The sequence below is a fragment of the Paenibacillus sp. FSL H8-0260 genome (assembly GCF_045040625.1).
In the GTDB taxonomy this organism is placed as follows: domain Bacteria; phylum Bacillota; class Bacilli; order Paenibacillales; family Paenibacillaceae; genus Paenibacillus_AQ; species Paenibacillus_AQ odorifer.
This window is the reverse complement of sequence record NZ_CP150298.1, coordinates 476,243-492,547: the sequence shown is the minus strand read 5'-3', so window position 1 is coordinate 492,547 and position 16,305 is coordinate 476,243. Positions and strand designations below refer to the sequence as shown.

General features: G+C 45.9%; 17 protein-coding genes. 8 read left to right on the top strand and 9 right to left on the bottom strand.

From position 1 onward, the window contains the following. The first annotated feature begins 106 nt into the window (after window positions 1-106). The gene (locus tag MHI51_RS02180) at window positions 107-1,012 is read left to right on the top strand and encodes a LysR family transcriptional regulator (protein ID WP_405173539.1); all 906 of its coding nucleotides are present in this window, start codon (window positions 107-109) and stop codon (window positions 1,010-1,012) included. Window positions 1,013-1,073: 61 nt separating this feature from the next. Then, window positions 1,074-1,592: a translation initiation factor IF-3 gene (gene infC / locus MHI51_RS02175; RefSeq protein ID WP_076185653.1), complete on the top strand. Its 519-nt coding sequence runs from the start codon at window positions 1,074-1,076 to the stop codon at window positions 1,590-1,592. 521 nt (window positions 1,593-2,113) lie between these two features. On the opposite strand, the gene MHI51_RS02170 is transcribed toward infC, so the two are convergent. The 9 genes from MHI51_RS02170 to MHI51_RS02130 all read right to left on the bottom strand — a co-directional run bounded on the left by MHI51_RS02170 (window position 2,114) and on the right by MHI51_RS02130 (window position 10,394). Next, complete coding sequence (locus tag MHI51_RS02170; protein ID WP_076220222.1) at window positions 2,114-2,815, bottom strand: histidine phosphatase family protein; 702 nt, start codon at window positions 2,813-2,815, stop codon at window positions 2,114-2,116. 18 nt (window positions 2,816-2,833) lie between these two features. Further along, complete coding sequence (locus MHI51_RS02165) at window positions 2,834-3,436, bottom strand: response regulator transcription factor (RefSeq protein ID WP_036682756.1); 603 nt, start codon at window positions 3,434-3,436, stop codon at window positions 2,834-2,836. Next, window positions 3,433-4,587, bottom strand: coding sequence for a sensor histidine kinase (locus MHI51_RS02160; RefSeq protein ID WP_076282343.1), 1,155 nt, complete (start codon window positions 4,585-4,587; stop codon window positions 3,433-3,435). The genes MHI51_RS02165 and MHI51_RS02160 overlap by 4 nt, the downstream gene beginning before the upstream one ends. 4 nt (window positions 4,588-4,591) lie before the next feature. Beyond that, window positions 4,592-5,326, bottom strand: a complete 735-nt coding sequence (locus tag MHI51_RS02155) for an ABC transporter permease (protein ID WP_036682760.1) — start codon at window positions 5,324-5,326, stop codon at window positions 4,592-4,594. A gap of 2 nt (window positions 5,327-5,328) precedes the next feature. Beyond that, on the bottom strand, window positions 5,329-6,237 hold the full coding sequence (locus MHI51_RS02150) for an ABC transporter ATP-binding protein (RefSeq protein WP_339246050.1): 909 nt from the start codon (window positions 6,235-6,237) through the stop codon (window positions 5,329-5,331). 195 nt (window positions 6,238-6,432) lie between these two features. Continuing rightward, a complete protein-coding gene (gene nfsA, locus MHI51_RS02145) occupies window positions 6,433-7,185 on the bottom strand; it encodes an oxygen-insensitive NADPH nitroreductase (RefSeq protein WP_076220221.1) in 753 nt (250 codons plus the stop codon). 31 nt (window positions 7,186-7,216) lie between these two features. Then, complete coding sequence (locus tag MHI51_RS02140; protein WP_076192712.1) at window positions 7,217-9,679, bottom strand: heavy metal translocating P-type ATPase; 2,463 nt, start codon at window positions 9,677-9,679, stop codon at window positions 7,217-7,219. 113 nt (window positions 9,680-9,792) lie between these two features. Next, the gene (locus tag MHI51_RS02135; RefSeq protein ID WP_076124634.1) at window positions 9,793-9,993 is read right to left on the bottom strand and encodes a copper ion binding protein; all 201 of its coding nucleotides are present in this window, start codon (window positions 9,991-9,993) and stop codon (window positions 9,793-9,795) included. Between the two features lie 53 nt (window positions 9,994-10,046). Then, on the bottom strand, window positions 10,047-10,394 hold the full coding sequence (locus MHI51_RS02130; RefSeq protein WP_405173538.1) for a metal-sensitive transcriptional regulator: 348 nt from the start codon (window positions 10,392-10,394) through the stop codon (window positions 10,047-10,049). Between the two features lie 266 nt (window positions 10,395-10,660). Between MHI51_RS02130 and MHI51_RS02125 the strand changes: the two genes are divergently transcribed. The 6 genes from MHI51_RS02125 to sipW all read left to right on the top strand — a co-directional run bounded on the left by MHI51_RS02125 (window position 10,661) and on the right by sipW (window position 16,236). Then, on the top strand, window positions 10,661-12,181 hold the full coding sequence (locus MHI51_RS02125) for an MDR family MFS transporter (RefSeq protein WP_036682771.1): 1,521 nt from the start codon (window positions 10,661-10,663) through the stop codon (window positions 12,179-12,181). A gap of 5 nt (window positions 12,182-12,186) precedes the next feature. Next, window positions 12,187-12,753 (top strand): PadR family transcriptional regulator, encoded by a 567-nt coding sequence (locus MHI51_RS02120; protein WP_036682773.1) that lies wholly within the window; start codon window positions 12,187-12,189, stop codon window positions 12,751-12,753. A gap of 90 nt (window positions 12,754-12,843) precedes the next feature. After that, window positions 12,844-13,059: a hypothetical protein gene (locus tag MHI51_RS02115; protein ID WP_076275984.1), complete on the top strand. Its 216-nt coding sequence runs from the start codon at window positions 12,844-12,846 to the stop codon at window positions 13,057-13,059. A 52-nt stretch (window positions 13,060-13,111) separates the two neighbouring features. Next, window positions 13,112-14,089, top strand: coding sequence for an aldo/keto reductase family oxidoreductase (locus tag MHI51_RS02110; protein ID WP_076275983.1), 978 nt, complete (start codon window positions 13,112-13,114; stop codon window positions 14,087-14,089). A gap of 379 nt (window positions 14,090-14,468) precedes the next feature. Continuing rightward, the gene (locus MHI51_RS02105; RefSeq protein ID WP_076275982.1) at window positions 14,469-15,644 is read left to right on the top strand and encodes a hypothetical protein; all 1,176 of its coding nucleotides are present in this window, start codon (window positions 14,469-14,471) and stop codon (window positions 15,642-15,644) included. Between the two features lies 1 nt (window position 15,645). Next, window positions 15,646-16,236 (top strand): signal peptidase I SipW, encoded by a 591-nt coding sequence (gene sipW / locus MHI51_RS02100; protein ID WP_076124645.1) that lies wholly within the window; start codon window positions 15,646-15,648, stop codon window positions 16,234-16,236. The last annotated feature ends 69 nt before the right edge of the window (window positions 16,237-16,305 follow it).

The following is a 16,305-nucleotide window of genomic DNA, read 5'->3' as shown; positions in this document are numbered from 1 at the left end:
ATTCACTCCTTCTTTGGAATTCTTTTATTGTACTCTCAGTATTTTGATTTATATAATTGAATAAGATATTAATCTTAATCAATTATACCGATAGAGGTGACAATCGATGGATCTAAAAGAACTGATGGCTTTTAAGACCATTCTTCAAGAAGGCACTTTCTCACGCGCTGCAGAGAAGTTGAATTATGCACAGTCTACTATTACCAACCAAATTCCACGACTTGAAAAAGAACTGGGCATACAACTCTTTCACAGAGGCTGGGAAGTAGAACTGACAAGTGCCGGGCAAGTTTTTGCAGCGGAAATCGATAACCTTATTCAACATTGGAACTATGTATCAGAACTCACCAAAGCTTTACAGCATGACGAAATTGGCATACTTCATATCGGAGGCATTGAATCCATGATGGAATCCGTCCTACCGAACGCCTTGCGAAAGTTTCAGGAGCAAAAACCAAAGATGGCATGTAACTTCATTCAGGGTAACACTGATTCCCTCTCACAACTTGTTCTACAAAGTGAACTGGATTTTGCCATCTGCGGTGAGCCGTCCGACCTGTCTTTCTTTTATTTCGAACCGCTCTATCACGAAAAGATCGCTTTTATAGTAGATGAAAATCATCCTTTAAGCGGACGAGACGAGATTTCATTTCGAGAAATTCTTGAATATCCAATTATAGCTGGAGGACGCACTTGCTTATATTACCTTCGGTTAGCTAAGCAATTTTCGAGATTCGAATCAAAGCCCACTTTATCCACCATAAGCCAAATTTCTGCTATTCCTCATTTTGTAAGAAAGAACCTTGGGGTGGGGGTAGTGCTTGATTCGACAGCTTTAATGACAGATATCGTAAAAATAGATGTTGAACTAAGCGAGCCGTTCATTCAAGTGGGTATATTGCAGCGGCGCAACCGAGAATATCTAGCAATATCATCTAAAGAACTAATCCTACAAATCATAAAAGAAGAAATTGAGAGGATTAGTAATGCTAATCCTACGCTCCACATTTGAACCTCAAGCTAGTTCCATATATGATAGCTTTATCATCGTTATCAGGGGAGGATTCATAGAAGTGGCAGTATTAATCAATGAACAAATCAGAGCATCCGAAGTAGTTCTTACAGGACTTAGGGGTGAGAAGCTGGGGATCGTCTCACGGGAAGAGGCGCTGGCCATGGCCAGATCAGCGGGAGCTGATCTGGTATGCACCTCGCTAATGAGCAGCCCACCGCCCTGCAGCCTAACTGCAAAGGGCAAAGCAAAAGCGGCCGCGCAGAAAGAAGCAGCCTCAGCACGCAAGGCCAGTGGTGGCTCAGCTGCAAAGGGCGGCAGCAAGGAGAAGGTCAAAGAGCTCCGCTTCACTGCTCATATTGAAGAGCATGACTACGATACGAAGCTCCGTCAGGCCGAGAAGCATCTACGCTCCGGCAAGCCGGTGCAATTAGTTGTCAAAGCATCCGGTGCGAAGGAAGCTGCTGCCGCAAAGACGGTACTAGAACGCCTCGTAGCTGACCTCAAGGAAGTCGGAGTCAAAGATACCGGCATCCAGACAGGCGGCAAAGGTTCACAGGTGAAATTAAATCCACGGTGAAGAGTGGAATTTCAGATAATTTAGGCTCAAAACCAAAATCAGTAGACCATTTCATGAAAAAGCTGCTGCTATCAGCAAATGTAGCTTAATTGCGAGCAGAATTCAGAATTGCGTTTGGACACCACAGCCCTTATTCGTAACTATTTCGCTGTTCTGGGATGCTAACGGACTTCAGAGACTTTATATCACTAAAATAGCACGATATTCCCTCCATTTATGGAAAATAAGATCTCTCGAGTCCGCAACTTCCTCCAAAAGGCTTAAAATGTACAAATAGCTGCATCTAAGTCCGTTAGCACAATAGCAAGTGGAAATCAGGAACTGGGCAAGGGGCATGATTCTTATATGCAAGCAAAAGCGCCTTCGGTGCCCCTAAAGGACGGTAAGCGTTTATGCGAGAAATAGAAGGATAATGTCTCGTGCCAAACTTATACTTTCTTGTATTATTAAAAAAGGCCATCCTCTACAGGATGGCTTTTCACTTCATAGACAATGTCCTTGCTCGCTCTTAATCAGTCACCTTAAACATGATTACCCATTAATCCCCTTGGGCGATAGTTCATACCCCCAGCATAGAGGTGGGAGACATCTCCCAATCCAATACATCTGGGAACTGCATAGTGCTCGCTGCGCTCTTCAAACAAGATCGTCGTTACCGAGCTTGGAGCAAGCCAAAATACGGACCAAGCCAAGGCTAAAGGAATCTGCAATAAATGGGCTAGCCATGCAAGGCCAAAGCCACCGTGACACACAACTCCAATCTTCTTGGTAGAAGGCTCGAGGATACGATATAGGCCATCTTCTCTTTTATAGTGGTGGCTAAGCAAGAATTGATCTGAAGCCGCTTGTAGTTCGCTAAACCGCAATCTGTATTCCTCTTGTTTTAACCAATGATCTGTTTGATCAGACCATTCTCTTTTTCCACTCGATAGTTCACTAATATGTTCTCCGGGACTATCCCATATAGGCGCCATTTGTCCATCCAACATAACCCCTGTCCAATCCAATTCACAAGTCCAAGGTTCTGTCTGAATTACAAGTTCCGTCTCTTTGGCCACATAACTTGCTGTTGTCTGTGCTCTACCCAATGGTGAAGCATATAATTCATCCAGTCCGATAGATGCCATGCGTTTTCCCAATGCCGCTGCTTCCTGATGCCCGAATTCCGTTAGATCATCTATGGAATAGTCCGGATCACCATGACGAATCAGAAATATTTGCATAACAATGCCCTCCTCCCCTCAAATCCAGCCTTTTTCTTCCGCCAGCCGTACCGCCTCAATCCGGCTTTTCACTTCCAGCTTATTGAGAATTTCAGAGATGTAATTGCGGACAGTGCCATAAGACAGATGCAGCGAAAAGGCTATCTCGCTCGCGGTTTGCCCTTCTCCAGCCAGTTTTAAAATCTCGCGCTCCCGTGCTGTTAATGGATTCTCCTCCCGCAGACTGCCGAAGACTAACTCAGGAGATACCTCCCGATGTCCAGCCATGACACGACGAATAGATTCAGCTAGCTTATCTACAGGCTCGTCCTTCAACAAATACCCTTGAATACCAGCCTTTACTCCACGCTCAAAATACCCTGGACGGGCAAAGGTGGTCAAAATAATAATTCGGGTCGGACAACCCTTACTCCGCAATATTTCTGCAACCTCCAGCCCGCTCTTGAACGGCATTTCAATGTCCATGAGACAGACATCCGGCTGAAGCTTGTCGATTAAAGCTAACGCCTCCGCCCCATCACAAGCTTCTCCGACTACTTCGATATCGTCTTCAAGATCCAGCAAAGAAGCCATCGCTCCCCGAAGCAGACGTTGGTCCTCCGCTATAACAATGCTTATCATGCAGTCTCACCCCCTTGTGCATCTTTTACGATTAGCGGGATGGTAACGATCAGCGTAGCTCCCTGACCCTCAGCTGAGCTTAGCGACAGGGAGCCATCAATCAGGGATAGACGCTCTGCCATTCCCTTCATGCCATTTCCATCGCTAAGCCCACCATTCCCTCTCTCCCCATGCTGTAGACCAATGCCGTTATCCTTAACGGTAATTCGCACTTCTCCAGCCAGCTTTGCCACTCCTATGAAGCATTTGTCCGCTCTACTATGCTTTACGATATTAGTCACTGCTTCTTTGATACAGAGGCTGAGGATATTTTGCGTCAGGTCGGATACCCCCTCCAGAGAGATATCCCCTTCCACTTCTAAGGCGATCTCTGCCGTCCGCAGCATCTCTCCAGCTTCAGCCAGTTCCTCTGCCACTGAGACCGCACGCATTTCCGACACTAGCTCACGCACTTGACGGAGCGCAGCCCGTGAAGTGCGCTGAATTTCCCGCGCCTCCTCTTGGGCTCGCTCCGTATTTTTCGTCACCAGCTTCTCTACGAGTTGGCTCTTTAACGTAATCAAGGACAAGGTATGGCCAAGAGTATCATGCAGGTCACGGGCGATTCGCATTCGTTCCTCACGCTTCACCAGCTCTTTAATCACCTCATTGGCTTGATCCAGCTCTTTCTCCAGCTTCTGATTCCGATTCATGGACCTCACTCCGAACGGACTAATCAACATAATAATAATAAACGGAGCTAAAAACATCACGCTTCCCCACTCCATCTCACGACCCACTAAGACCAGCACCGAAAGGATCATGATCACAAAAGAAGCAAATGCAATTTTGAACCCTTTATTCTCCGTATAATATGCGATAAAATTTGCGGTGAAAAAGCCCATGTACAGATTATAGGGGGTATAGAACAAACTAAGCACCACGATGATTAACATTTGAATAAATAACCAAACATTAAACACTCCACCCCGCACCCAATACAGCTGGCGATAGCTGATGGCAAACACCGCTATCATAATCCCGCCCAGGATGAGCTTCATTCCAGTCTCCCCGCGCAAATTCAGGATGGGCAAAACCAGATAAACAGCCCATACAAAAGGGAAAAAACCCTGTTTTTGTGGAAATAACCGGAACTTCGCACGCTCAGACATTCATTCACACCGCTTCCTGTTTTTTTCGAATATAGACCGATAGTAACATAAAAACTACCAAATATCCGAGTAAAATCAAGACATTACTCCATGTCGGAGCTGAGCCACGAACGATTTCCCAGGCTCCATTCCCATAGTTATAGGAAGGCAACCAATGACCAATCCGCTGCATTAATCGTGGCAGTATCTCAATCGGCATCCACATGCCTCCTGCTACAGCAAGAGCCATATAAATCACGTTGCTGACTCCACTGGCTGTATCCACCCGTTTCATAGCACCTACAAGCGTACCAATCGCTAAAAATGGAAGAGAACCGATCAGGATCCACAGCCCGCTAAGCACCCATTGACCTGCGGATAAAGAGACGCCATTGATTAAATAGCCTGCGATAAAAATACAAATGACCGAAAACAGATGCATCATCGTCTGTCCGAACATTTTTCCGAAAAAATAGATCGATCCCGGCAGCGGTGTAATCCGAATAAAGGTGGTCCAGCCTTGTGTTCGTTCTTGCACCAACCGGATGCCAAGCGTCATAATGGCTGAGCCCATTACACTGAAGGTCGCCATGGACATTAAATAATGAGCACGCCACGTTAGGTCATCGCTACCTGTATTGACCACCCGGGTGAAGATGAAATAGAACATGATGGGCATGAGCAAAGACCAGAACACATAATAGGGATTACGGATGATCCGCAGCATTTCCGCTTTACACTGTACAGTAATTAGTCTCATGGTTAGACAGCCTCCTCTTGGTTCATGGTCAATTGTTCAAAAGCCTCATCCAAACGTCCCTGATCAATTCGAACATCTTTCACAGGAAGTCCAGCCACAAAAATCGCTTTAAGCGCCTCATCTGTATCCTCTGTGGTCACGTGAATGCGGCCATCTTTTTCATAACAATCCTCTATAGCAGCTAAATCTAGCAGGTTTCTGCGCAATTGCGAGCGATCACCCACAGGCAGGAAGGACACGGAACGCTTCACAATCCGCGATTTAATCTCAGCTGGACTTCCGTCCGCAACTAAGTGGCCTTTACTGAATAATAGAATACGATCCGCAATATCTTCTGCTTCCTGCAAATAATGGGTCGTGAACACAATCGTTTTTCCTTGCTCCGCAAGTCCACGAACCGTTTCCCAGAACCGCCGCCGGGAAGTAATATCAAGTCCGACTGTAGGTTCATCGAAAAAGATCAGCTCCGGATTACCCGCGAGGGCTAGCGCAAAGCCCAAACTACGCTTTTGACCGCCCGAGAGCTTCTCGGCGTATCTATTCAAATCGGCTGGCGCAAGTCCAGTAGTCTTAATTAGAAACTCCATATCCATAGGCTTTGGATAATAGCTGCGGATCAGATCAATGATCTCCCGCACCTTTAGCCGATCCATTACACTTACCTCCTGCAGCATCGCTCCAGTCTTTTCACGTACTGCTTTATCCTTCGGATGATGACCGAACAACTCCACTGTACCCTCGGTAGGCTCTATTAGCCCCAGCAGCATGCCTAATGCCGTTGTTTTACCCGCTCCGTTCGGTCCCAGAATAGCTGTAATCGAACCTTTAGCAATGTTAAAGCTGATATTATCTACGGCCTTTTTATCCTTATATATTTTGCTGACCCCGTGCATTTCTATAATATTATCCATAACGTAATCCCTCCGCTTCCGAATGCGTTTGATCTATTTCAATCATATGGAAAAAGAAGACATGACATTAGTATGGACTGTCATTTCTTTAAGATGACAACTGTCACCTTCCTGGCTTCGAATAAAAAAAAGAGGCTGCCCTATCAGTAGAATGAACTACTAATAAGGCAGCCTCTTTAGGTGAAGAGAGTTTAGTTATCTCCGGAGGAATCCTTTTTCCAGCAGGAACTCCTTCATATGCAGCCGTGCTGGCTGTGCCAATCGCTCCGCCATAATGGCCGACCAAGGGGTGTCTTTGGCGCCGTGGGTCCGCTCACGCATATAGTCTGAGGAGACTTTATCGTAAGTTTTGACCTGCTCCACAGTGGTTTCCGCATTGTAGCGATTACGATGCAGAACAGCCTCTAGTGGAAGCCGCGGACGCAGGCCCGAAGCTCCGTCAGGATAACCTACACACATCCCGAATAGCGGATAGACCAATTCAGGCAGTCCCAGCAATTCCGATACCTCCGCGATCCGGTTACGGATTCCACCGATATATACAATTCCAAGTCCTAGTGATTCCGCAGCCACTGCAGCATTCTGTGCAGCAAGCGCAACATCAACGGTAGCTACAATCAGGTTCTCAGCAGAATCTTCATAAGAAGTCTCTCCCTGCAAATGAGGTTTCGTCACCTCGCGCAGCCGATACAGATCAGCGCACCAGACCAAAAACACTGGGCATTGTTCTATATAAGCCTGATTGCCCGCTAGTCCCGCAAGCTCCGTCTTTAGTGCCGGGTCAGTAACTGCAATAACACTATAAGCCTGAACATTGCTTGAGGTTGAAGCCATCTGAGCTGCTCCAATAATAGCGCTAAGCTGATCTTCACTTACTGGCTTATCCTGAAACTTGCGGACAGATGCATGTTTCATTAACAGAGAAATTGTATCGTTATTTACTTGCACTGTGGCCACTCCCTAAATAGTGATAGTGATATTACAGCTTTACCCGCTGTAGCCGAAGTGCATTCAAGACAACAGACACGGAGCTAAATGCCATCGCAGCTCCTGCCAGCCATGGGGCTAGAAACCCAAGTGCAGCAATCGGTATTCCTATTGTATTGTAAGCAAGCGCCCAGAACAAATTTTGTTTAATATTTCTCATCGTTTTGCGGCTCATCATGATCGCATCAGGAATACTCTTCAGATCCCCGCGCATCAGCGTAATATCAGCTGCTTCCATAGCTATATCCGTTCCTGTCCCAATCGCCATACCCGTATCGGCAGTAGCCAGTGCCGGAGCATCGTTGATCCCATCCCCAACCATGGCAACCTTAGTCCCATTCTGTTGGAGCTTGCGAACCTCTTCGGCTTTGCCCTCTGGCAGAACCTCTGCTAACACTTTCTCGATCCCTGCCTGCTTCGCAATAGCCTCAGCTGTAATTTTATTGTCACCAGTGATCATTACGACTTCAATACCCATATCATGGAGCGCGGCTACAGCCGCTTTTGAGGTCGGTTTAATCGTATCAGCAACGGCCACAATCCCAGCGATTTCACTCTCTACCGCTACTAGCATAGCTGTCTTTCCCGACTCCTCCAGCTTCTTCATAATTGGAGTCCATTCTGTGATATCAAGCTGATGATCTTCCATCATCCGCCGCGTGCCTACCATAACCTGCTGATCGGAGACAACGGCCATAATTCCACGTCCGGGCACATTATCAAACTGCTCAGCAGTAGGCAAAGCCAAGCCTCTATCAGCAGCGCCAGCAACAATAGCTTCCGCAAGTGGATGCTCAGATAGCTTTTCAGCAGCTGCAGTTAAAGCTAACAAACGGTTTTCCGCGTTTTCTTTTCCATAAGCTGCAATTCCAGTAGTAGTCACAACATCGGTAAGCACGGGTTTACCATTCGTCACTGTACCTGTTTTATCTAGCACAACGGTCTGAATCCCTTGCGCTCCCTCTAAATGCTCCCCGCCCTTGAAGAGAATTCCAAGCTCTGCTGCCCGGCCCGATCCTGCCATAATGGAGGTTGGCGTTGCCAGACCTAGCGCACATGGACAAGCGATTACGAGCACTGCAATGGCCTTTTCGAGGGCATCAGCGAACTGGCCAGGGGCTGCCCAGAAATACCAGATCAGAAAAGTTATTACGGCAATACCCACAACAATCGGCACAAAAATCCCTGAGATTACATCGGCAATCCGCTGAATCGGAGCTTTGGAGCCTTGAGCTTCCTCCACTACTCGGATAATTTGAGCCAGCGCAGTGTCGCGACCCACTTTATTGGCTTTGATTCTCAAGATACCGTTCTTATTCATAGTGGCACCGATCACGGTATCCCCTGGTTTTTTCTCCACAGGAATACTTTCTCCGGTCAACATCGACTCATCCACAGAAGAAGACCCCTCGACAACTTCACCATCCACAGGTACCTTTGTTCCGGGCTTCACCAATACAATATCACCAGGAATAACTTCATCTGTCGGGATATTCATTTCTTGCCCATCCCGAATTACGAGGGCGGTTTTTGCCTGAAGACCCATTAAGCTTTTGATTGCGTCAGAGGAACGGCCTTTCGCCAGCGCCTCAAACCATTTACCGACAAGGATAAGTGTAATGAGTACAGCACTCGTCTCATAATACATTTCTACAGTATGATTCATTCCCTTCATGCTTAAGGAATCAATGGTCAGATAAAGACTGTAGAAATAAGCTGCCGACGTCCCTAATACGACCAACACATCCATATTGGCACTCCGGTTACGAAGGGCTTTATAAGCACCGACGTAGAACTGCCAACCGATGATAAATTGCACAGGGGTAGCCAGCACAAGCTGGAACCAAGGATTCATAAATATATCCGGTGTTGGAATCCAGCCGGTGAAGGAGAAATGACCCGCCATCGCCCATAACAATGGGAACGAAAGAATTGCAGAAATGATCCATTTCCACTTTTTATGCTGAATTTCTTTTCCACGACGATCCACATGATCCTTGCGGTCTTCTTTAAGAGAAGCTTTATAGCCGATACTGCTTACCTTCTCCATGATCTCCCTTGGACTGATGTTACCGGGTGTATATTCTACATGTGCTGTTTCCAGCGCTAAATTCACATTAACTGCTGCTATACCCGGTGTACGGCTCAACACTTTTTCAATCCGTGAGGAACACGCAGCACAGGTCATCCCCGATATATCAAAATCCGCAGATTCTTTAATAGTGTCATAACCAAGAGAACGGATTTTATCCTCAATTTGTGGCAACCCTGATACTGTCGGATCAAATCCAACTGTAGCCTGTTCCAAGGCTAGATTCACATTCGCACGAGATACGCCGTCCATCCGGGACAAACCCTTCTCAATTCGGGTTGCACAAGCGGAACAGGTCATGCCTGTAATCTGTACAGTTGCCTGCTGTTCGTTTGGTGAAGCTGTTGTTTTGGTTTTATCCATGATTTCCACGCCTCCACATACCCCTATAGGGTATGATAATTTCTAAAAGAAAAGGCATTGGAGCTTTGGGTAGCTTCCCCATATCACTCCAAGCCTTATTACTGTGCTTCAAATTAAACTACGTCATACCCTTGATCTACAATTGCTTCTTTAATCGCACCAAGGCTTACTTTGTTCTCATCATACTCGACGGAAACTTTCTTAGCAGCAAGATCAACTTTAGCTGTGGCTCCAAGATTGCCTACGGCTTTCTCTACGGAGTTAACACAGTGACCACAAGACATTCCTTCAACGTTTAATGTAGCGTTTGACATTAATATAACCTCCAATAAATGTTGTGAAGCTATGCTCTAGAAGCATTAGCTTATTATTTCATTAATTTGTTAACCGTAATTAGGAGCTCGTCGATAACCTCATGTTCGCCAGCTTCGATTCGCTCAACAATGCAACTTTTCATATGTCCTTCTAACAGCATCTTACCGACACCATTTAACGCCGCCTGTACCGCTGCGAGCTGGTTGAGTACATCATCACAATAGGTATCCCGCTCAATCATACCCTTTACCCCGCGGATCTGGCCTTCAATCCGGTTGAGGCGCGTATTCAAGTTATTCTTGAATTCTGCCGAATGATGACTTTTTCGTTCTCCTGATGATGAAGAATGACAATTTATGTCGCAGGATTCTGCAGCTAGCTCTTTCTTGGCAGTAGACATAAGAATCAGCCTCCTTGGTTATAATATAATATACCCCCGTAGGGTATGTCAAGAGGCATTCCTAATTCATCCACAGATGATCTCCACGGATAGTTTGTCCCTATATTACCGCCGTATTCTTCTACGGTTGGTTATACATCTCTATTTTTTTAAAAAAACTATTGCCTCCCTATTCAAATTTGAATATAATAAATTCTGCTTCTAATTATGAACATTTTTCGAACAGAACTATCACTATCACTATTAAGAAAAAGGAGCTGCGAAGCATGCATACTAAAGAAAGTAATCTTAAACTCGTAGTGGTTGGCCTGCTGCTTGGTATTCTTATGTCCGCAATGGACAATACCATTGTAGCTTCAGCTATGGGAACGATAGTCTCAGATCTTGGCGGTCTGGATAAAATCGTATGGGTCACCTCCGCTTACATGGTAATGGTAATGGCCGGAACCCCTATCTTCGGCAAGCTCTCTGATATGTATGGACGTAAACGTTTCTTCATTTTCGGATTGATTGTATTCCTGATTGGCTCGGCTTTGTGCGGTACTGCCACCAGTATCACACAGCTCAGTATTTACCGTGCCATTCAAGGGATCGGCGGCGGTGCACTAATGCCAATCGCCTTCACCATCGTTTTCGACATTTACCCGCCTGAAAAAAGAGGAAAATTGACCGGTCTCTTTGGAGCCGTCTTCGGAATCTCCAGTGTACTTGGACCTTTACTCGGTGCCTATATTACCGACTATGTTGGTTGGCAGTGGGTATTCTACATTAACCTGCCGCTAGGAATTATTGCACTGTTCCTGATTGCAACTTCTTATAAGGAGTCGATCTCCCACGCTAAACAGCGCATTGACTGGGGTGGAGCCTTCACTCTGGTTGGTGCGATTATCTGCCTAATGTTCGCTCTGGAACTTGGTGGTAATCAATATGCTTGGGATTCCAGTGCCATCCTTGGCTTATTCGTAGGTTTTGCTGTTCTCTTGCTGGCGTTTATCCTTATTGAGAGAGTAGCTGCTGAACCTGTGATCTCGTTCGCTATGTTCCGCAAACGGTTGTTTGCAACAAGCAGCGTGACCAGCCTATTTTATGGCTCTGCTTTTATCGTAGCTACTATTTACATTCCTATCTTTGTGCAGGGTGTATTTGGCGGCTCAGCTACGAACTCAGGGCTGATCCTTATGCCGATGATGATCGGTACGGTCGTTGGCAGTCAGACCGGGGGGCTGCTTACAACAAAAACCAGCTTCCGCAACATTATGATCCTATCCGCAGTCTGCTTTGTCGCAGGGGTCTACAGCCTAAGCACTTTATCACCAGATACCTCCCGCCTCATGCTTAATGTATTTATGGCTCTGACTGGGTTCGGCGTAGGCTTTTCCTTCTCCGTGCTGAGTATGGCAGCTATCCATAATTTCGATATGCGCCAACGGGGGTCGGCAACATCGACCAGTACCTTCATGCGCTCCCTTGGAATGACACTGGGAATTACGATCTTCGGGATTATTCAGCGGAATAGCTTTACTAACAGTCTAAGCGATGCTTTTGGCGGTAGTGAACAGTCAGCAGCTTTCGGAGATCCACGCGCTGCGTTAACACCTGAAGCAAGAGCGAAGATCCCTGCTGAAATATTAGAGAAAATATCAAGTGCGTTATCCACCTCTATTGCACAAACCTTTATGTGGGCCTTGATTCCTGCAGTGCTCGGTCTAGTCTTTGTACTGCTCATGCCAAAAGACCGTCTTACCATTCCTGCTAAAGCTGTTCAGGCGTCCGAGGGCAAAAGGTAACCATTATGTCCATGAAATTAGCCATTCTAGGTTTACTGCTGGAGCGGAACATGCATCCCTATGAAATCACATTAGTGATGAAGGAACGTTCCATGGACCGGATCACGAAGCTGCAGATGGGATCACTCTATTATGCTGTGGATAAGCTTGCACAAGATGGTTATATAGAAGCTTTAGAGGTCATCCGCAGCAGTGATCGGCCGGACAAAACAATCTATGCCATAACGGAGCAAGGTAAAGCTTTATTCGAACAGCTTATCCTGCAACAGATTAAGAAAAACGAACCCTTCTATCATCCGATGTATATGGCCCTGGCTATGTCCCGTCATATCGATCAGAGCAAGGTTGAGAAGCTGCTCGAGGAACGCCTCCGGGAAACAGAACATCAGGTTAATCTGGCTTATCAGGTATACGAGGAGCATATCTCCATCGTGCCTCGTTCTGCCCTGCATCTAATGTACGGTACATATGAGCACACCCTGACTGAGCTGAAATGGCTGCAGCGCCTATACGATGATGTTGTAGCACGCAAGCTAAAAGACATAGGGACACCGTTGAATTTAGAGGCCTAATGGCCTCTTTTTTCTGTTTAAGGGAGTCAAAATACGTTTATTAACGAGCACAATAGCCATTAAATCTCAAAGAAAGGCGAGGCGGTAAAAATGACTCAAGAAAAACATCAGCGGAATAGTGACAAACGGGATCACCCGGAACAATATCCAACAGAGAAAGAAAGTCTATTCGATCTTCATGAAAGTGAGCAGAATGTAGACCCGATTCCGATGGAAGATTTGACGCTGGAAAAGCAAGAAGAAAAGAATAAAGAAGAGACCAAACACCGCTCTTCCAGCGACAAAAAATACCATACGGGCTTCTGAGAGTGTACAATATCTACAAGTACGCAATCATAATTTCCAAGGAGGAATCACATTGTTGAAAGCGTTACCTTTAAACAAGCGCGGGATTCCCGCAAGCCGCATTGCTTTAGGCTGCATGGGGCTAGGCGGTGACTGGGACCATGAGCCGATTACTGTGGAGAATGTTAAACAGGGACATGAAGCGGTTGATGCCGCCCTTTCCATCGGCATCAACATGTTTGATCATGCAGATATCTATACTCGTGGGAAGGCGGAGAAGGTATTCGGTCAGATTTTTAAGGATCGTCCAAGACTACGTGAAGAAATCATAATTCAATCTAAATGTGGAATTAAGCTAATGGAGCCTGGAGACAGCACTAATACGTTTGATTTCTCTGGCCAACATATTCTGAACAGTGTAGATGGAATATTGTCACGACTTGGGACCGAATACATTGATATTCTTCTACTGCATAGACCTGATCCCTTAATGGATCCCGAGGAAGTAGCCTCCGCATTACATCAACTGAAGGCCGCTGGTAAGGTTCGTCATTTCGGGGTTTCCAATATGAGCGCCGCTCAGATCAAGCTGCTGCAGACTTATTGCGATGAACCTTTTATCGTAAACCAGCTGCATATGAGCTTGGCTAAGATCAGCTGGGTGGATGCTGGAATCAGTGTAAATCGTGAACCCTGGAAGGATATTATCTTCCCTGAGGGAACCCTTGAACATTGTCGAATGGAGAACATTCAGCTTCAAGCTTGGGGACCACTCGCCCAAGGTCTATTTAGCGGGCGTTCATTAGAGGATCAACCGGAGAATATCGTCCAAACAGCAGCTATGGTCCAACAGCTCGCAGATGAAAAAGGAACAACACCCGAAGCCATTGTACTGGCTTGGCTAATGACACATCCAGCTGCCATTCAGCCTGTTATTGGAACTGTGAATCCGAAACGTATTACTGCCTGTGCCGATGCGGACAAGCTGGAGCTTAGCCGTAAAGAATGGTATGACCTGTATGTTAGTTCACGCGGTTCAAAACTTCCGTAACATATACATTTATATTCTCAACTTCATTACTCCGCTTATGCCCGGCTCGCGTTACTACTGCGAGCCGGGTATTTTTTTACGAATCACTCTAACTTATCGTTCTTTATTGCGAATAAATTTAGTAATCGAGCGATATATGGAGTTATTTAGAGATAAATTATCATTTTCGTTCTTTATAGAGTACAAATGCGCGTTATTGGCAGTTTTCTTTTTGATTTATTCCATGTATGATTCATTACAGAAGTTGTTCTTAATAAAGAACGATAATAACGAACCAAAGAAACAGACATTGAGGGGAGGTATTCCTCTGAGACCCAGATCAGCAAGGAGAAGAGCTAGAAGAAACAGGAAAATCGGATTACGTATACTGCAATCAGGAATGGCTGTCTCCGTCTTATTTCTATATACCTCGCAGCAAGTTGGTGGTACCTATGGAGGCTTTGGAGCCGCTACGCAAACCACTAGCACGATTAGCTTTTGCGAAGTATTTCCGAATTCGATCAAGGCACTGCTTACAGAGTTCAAAGAGCATGTTAATCGAGCGCTCACTTTAAAAGAATCACTACAGCCCTTTTCCTCATCAGCTAACTACTCGGACGTTTCGGGAATAGAAGGGATGTCGCTGGAAGAGCTTGATGTCGCTGCAGAAGAGATTTCTTCGCAAATAGCGGCGCTTCAATCCCAAATAGATAGCGTTAACGAGCAACTGGCGGCTAACAGCCAAATTTGGAATCAAATCCACAATGAGCTAAGTGCAGCAGCAGCCTTACTCTTCCAGATAGGAGGATATATGACTTCTCTAGATTCCAACTGTCTAGAAATCAAGGACGAGCAATTTTTCAGAGATTTACAAAGCAGCCTGAATCAAAGCGGTGTGATCTCGGAATCCTTGAATGCTTCCTTAAATGGAGTTATTAGTTACCTAACCTCCATACACGATGTCGGTCTTCCATTCGCTTCGGTAGTTACCAGTGATGTTTATGGACAACTTGAATTACGCGAAGGAGAGTTCCCACAGCCACTGCCATTCCTGATTACCTTCACTCAACCAGACGGCGTGATCTCTAGCGACCTCACCTCATCTTATGAAGCTCTAAATACCGAATTGACTAACCATAAAGAATCGGCAACCTCAGGTATCACTACCCTTCAAGATAAACTCCAATTGATCAGTCAGACTCGCGAGCAAAAACTAGAAGAGCTTGAAAAAGCTCGGCTAGAAGAAGAGCAAGTAAAGAAAGAAGAAGAAGCGAAAAAAGAAGAAGAACGTTTGGCTGAGGAGAAAAAGCAACAAGAAGCCGAGGATAAAGCGAAAGCTGAGGCAACCCCTCCAACATCAGGCGAAACTGCTCCGGAAGCCCCAAATAAAGAACAACCTGAAGCCCCAGCCACTGACCCGGTTAAGCCGGAAATTGACGAAGAGCTTACAATTCCAAAAGATGTCCCTCAGCAAGAGGCTCCACAAGAGACGCCAAAGGCGGAAGACAGTACGACTACCCCGCCGGTAGCAACCCAAGCTCCTTCGGACCCTCAACCTGAGAAAGGTGGAGAATAAGATGCGAATTAAAAAAATTATCAATAATACCCTATCGAGCTTAATGCTTGTGATCTTTATTCTGCTGGTGGCAGCCGTAGTGTTATCCAAGGCCTCCGGCGGTGAACCTGCTTTCTTCGGATATGAGATCAAAACCGTACTCTCAGGATCGATGGAACCAGGAATTCAGACAGGCTCAATTGTCGCATTAAAACCCGGAGGGGATATGAATCGTTTCAAACCAGGCGATGTCATCACCTTTAGGAATGAAGATAATCTGCTCATTACTCACCGGATTGTAGAAGCGACCGTCAATAACGCTACTGGTGAAGCTGTTTATCGCACTAAAGGCGATAACAACGACGCGCCCGACATGAACCCTACCAGTTCTGTGAATGTTGTAGCTCAGTATACCGGGGTCACTGTACCCTATGTCGGTTACGCTATGAATTTCGCGGTTTCCAAAGCTGGAAGTGTAGTCCTCATGATCGTGCCTGGCTTGATGCTTCTGCTCTATGCTCTGTATACCTCTTGGAAGGCTGTAGCTGCATTAGAAAAGAAAAATGCTGCCCTACTGCCAGCCTCACCGCCCCCAACAGAAACACAGCCCTAAGTTGATTGTCCACTTCCGCTTACGAACCGGAAGATACAATATATAAATTTTATAAAAAATTCAAACACA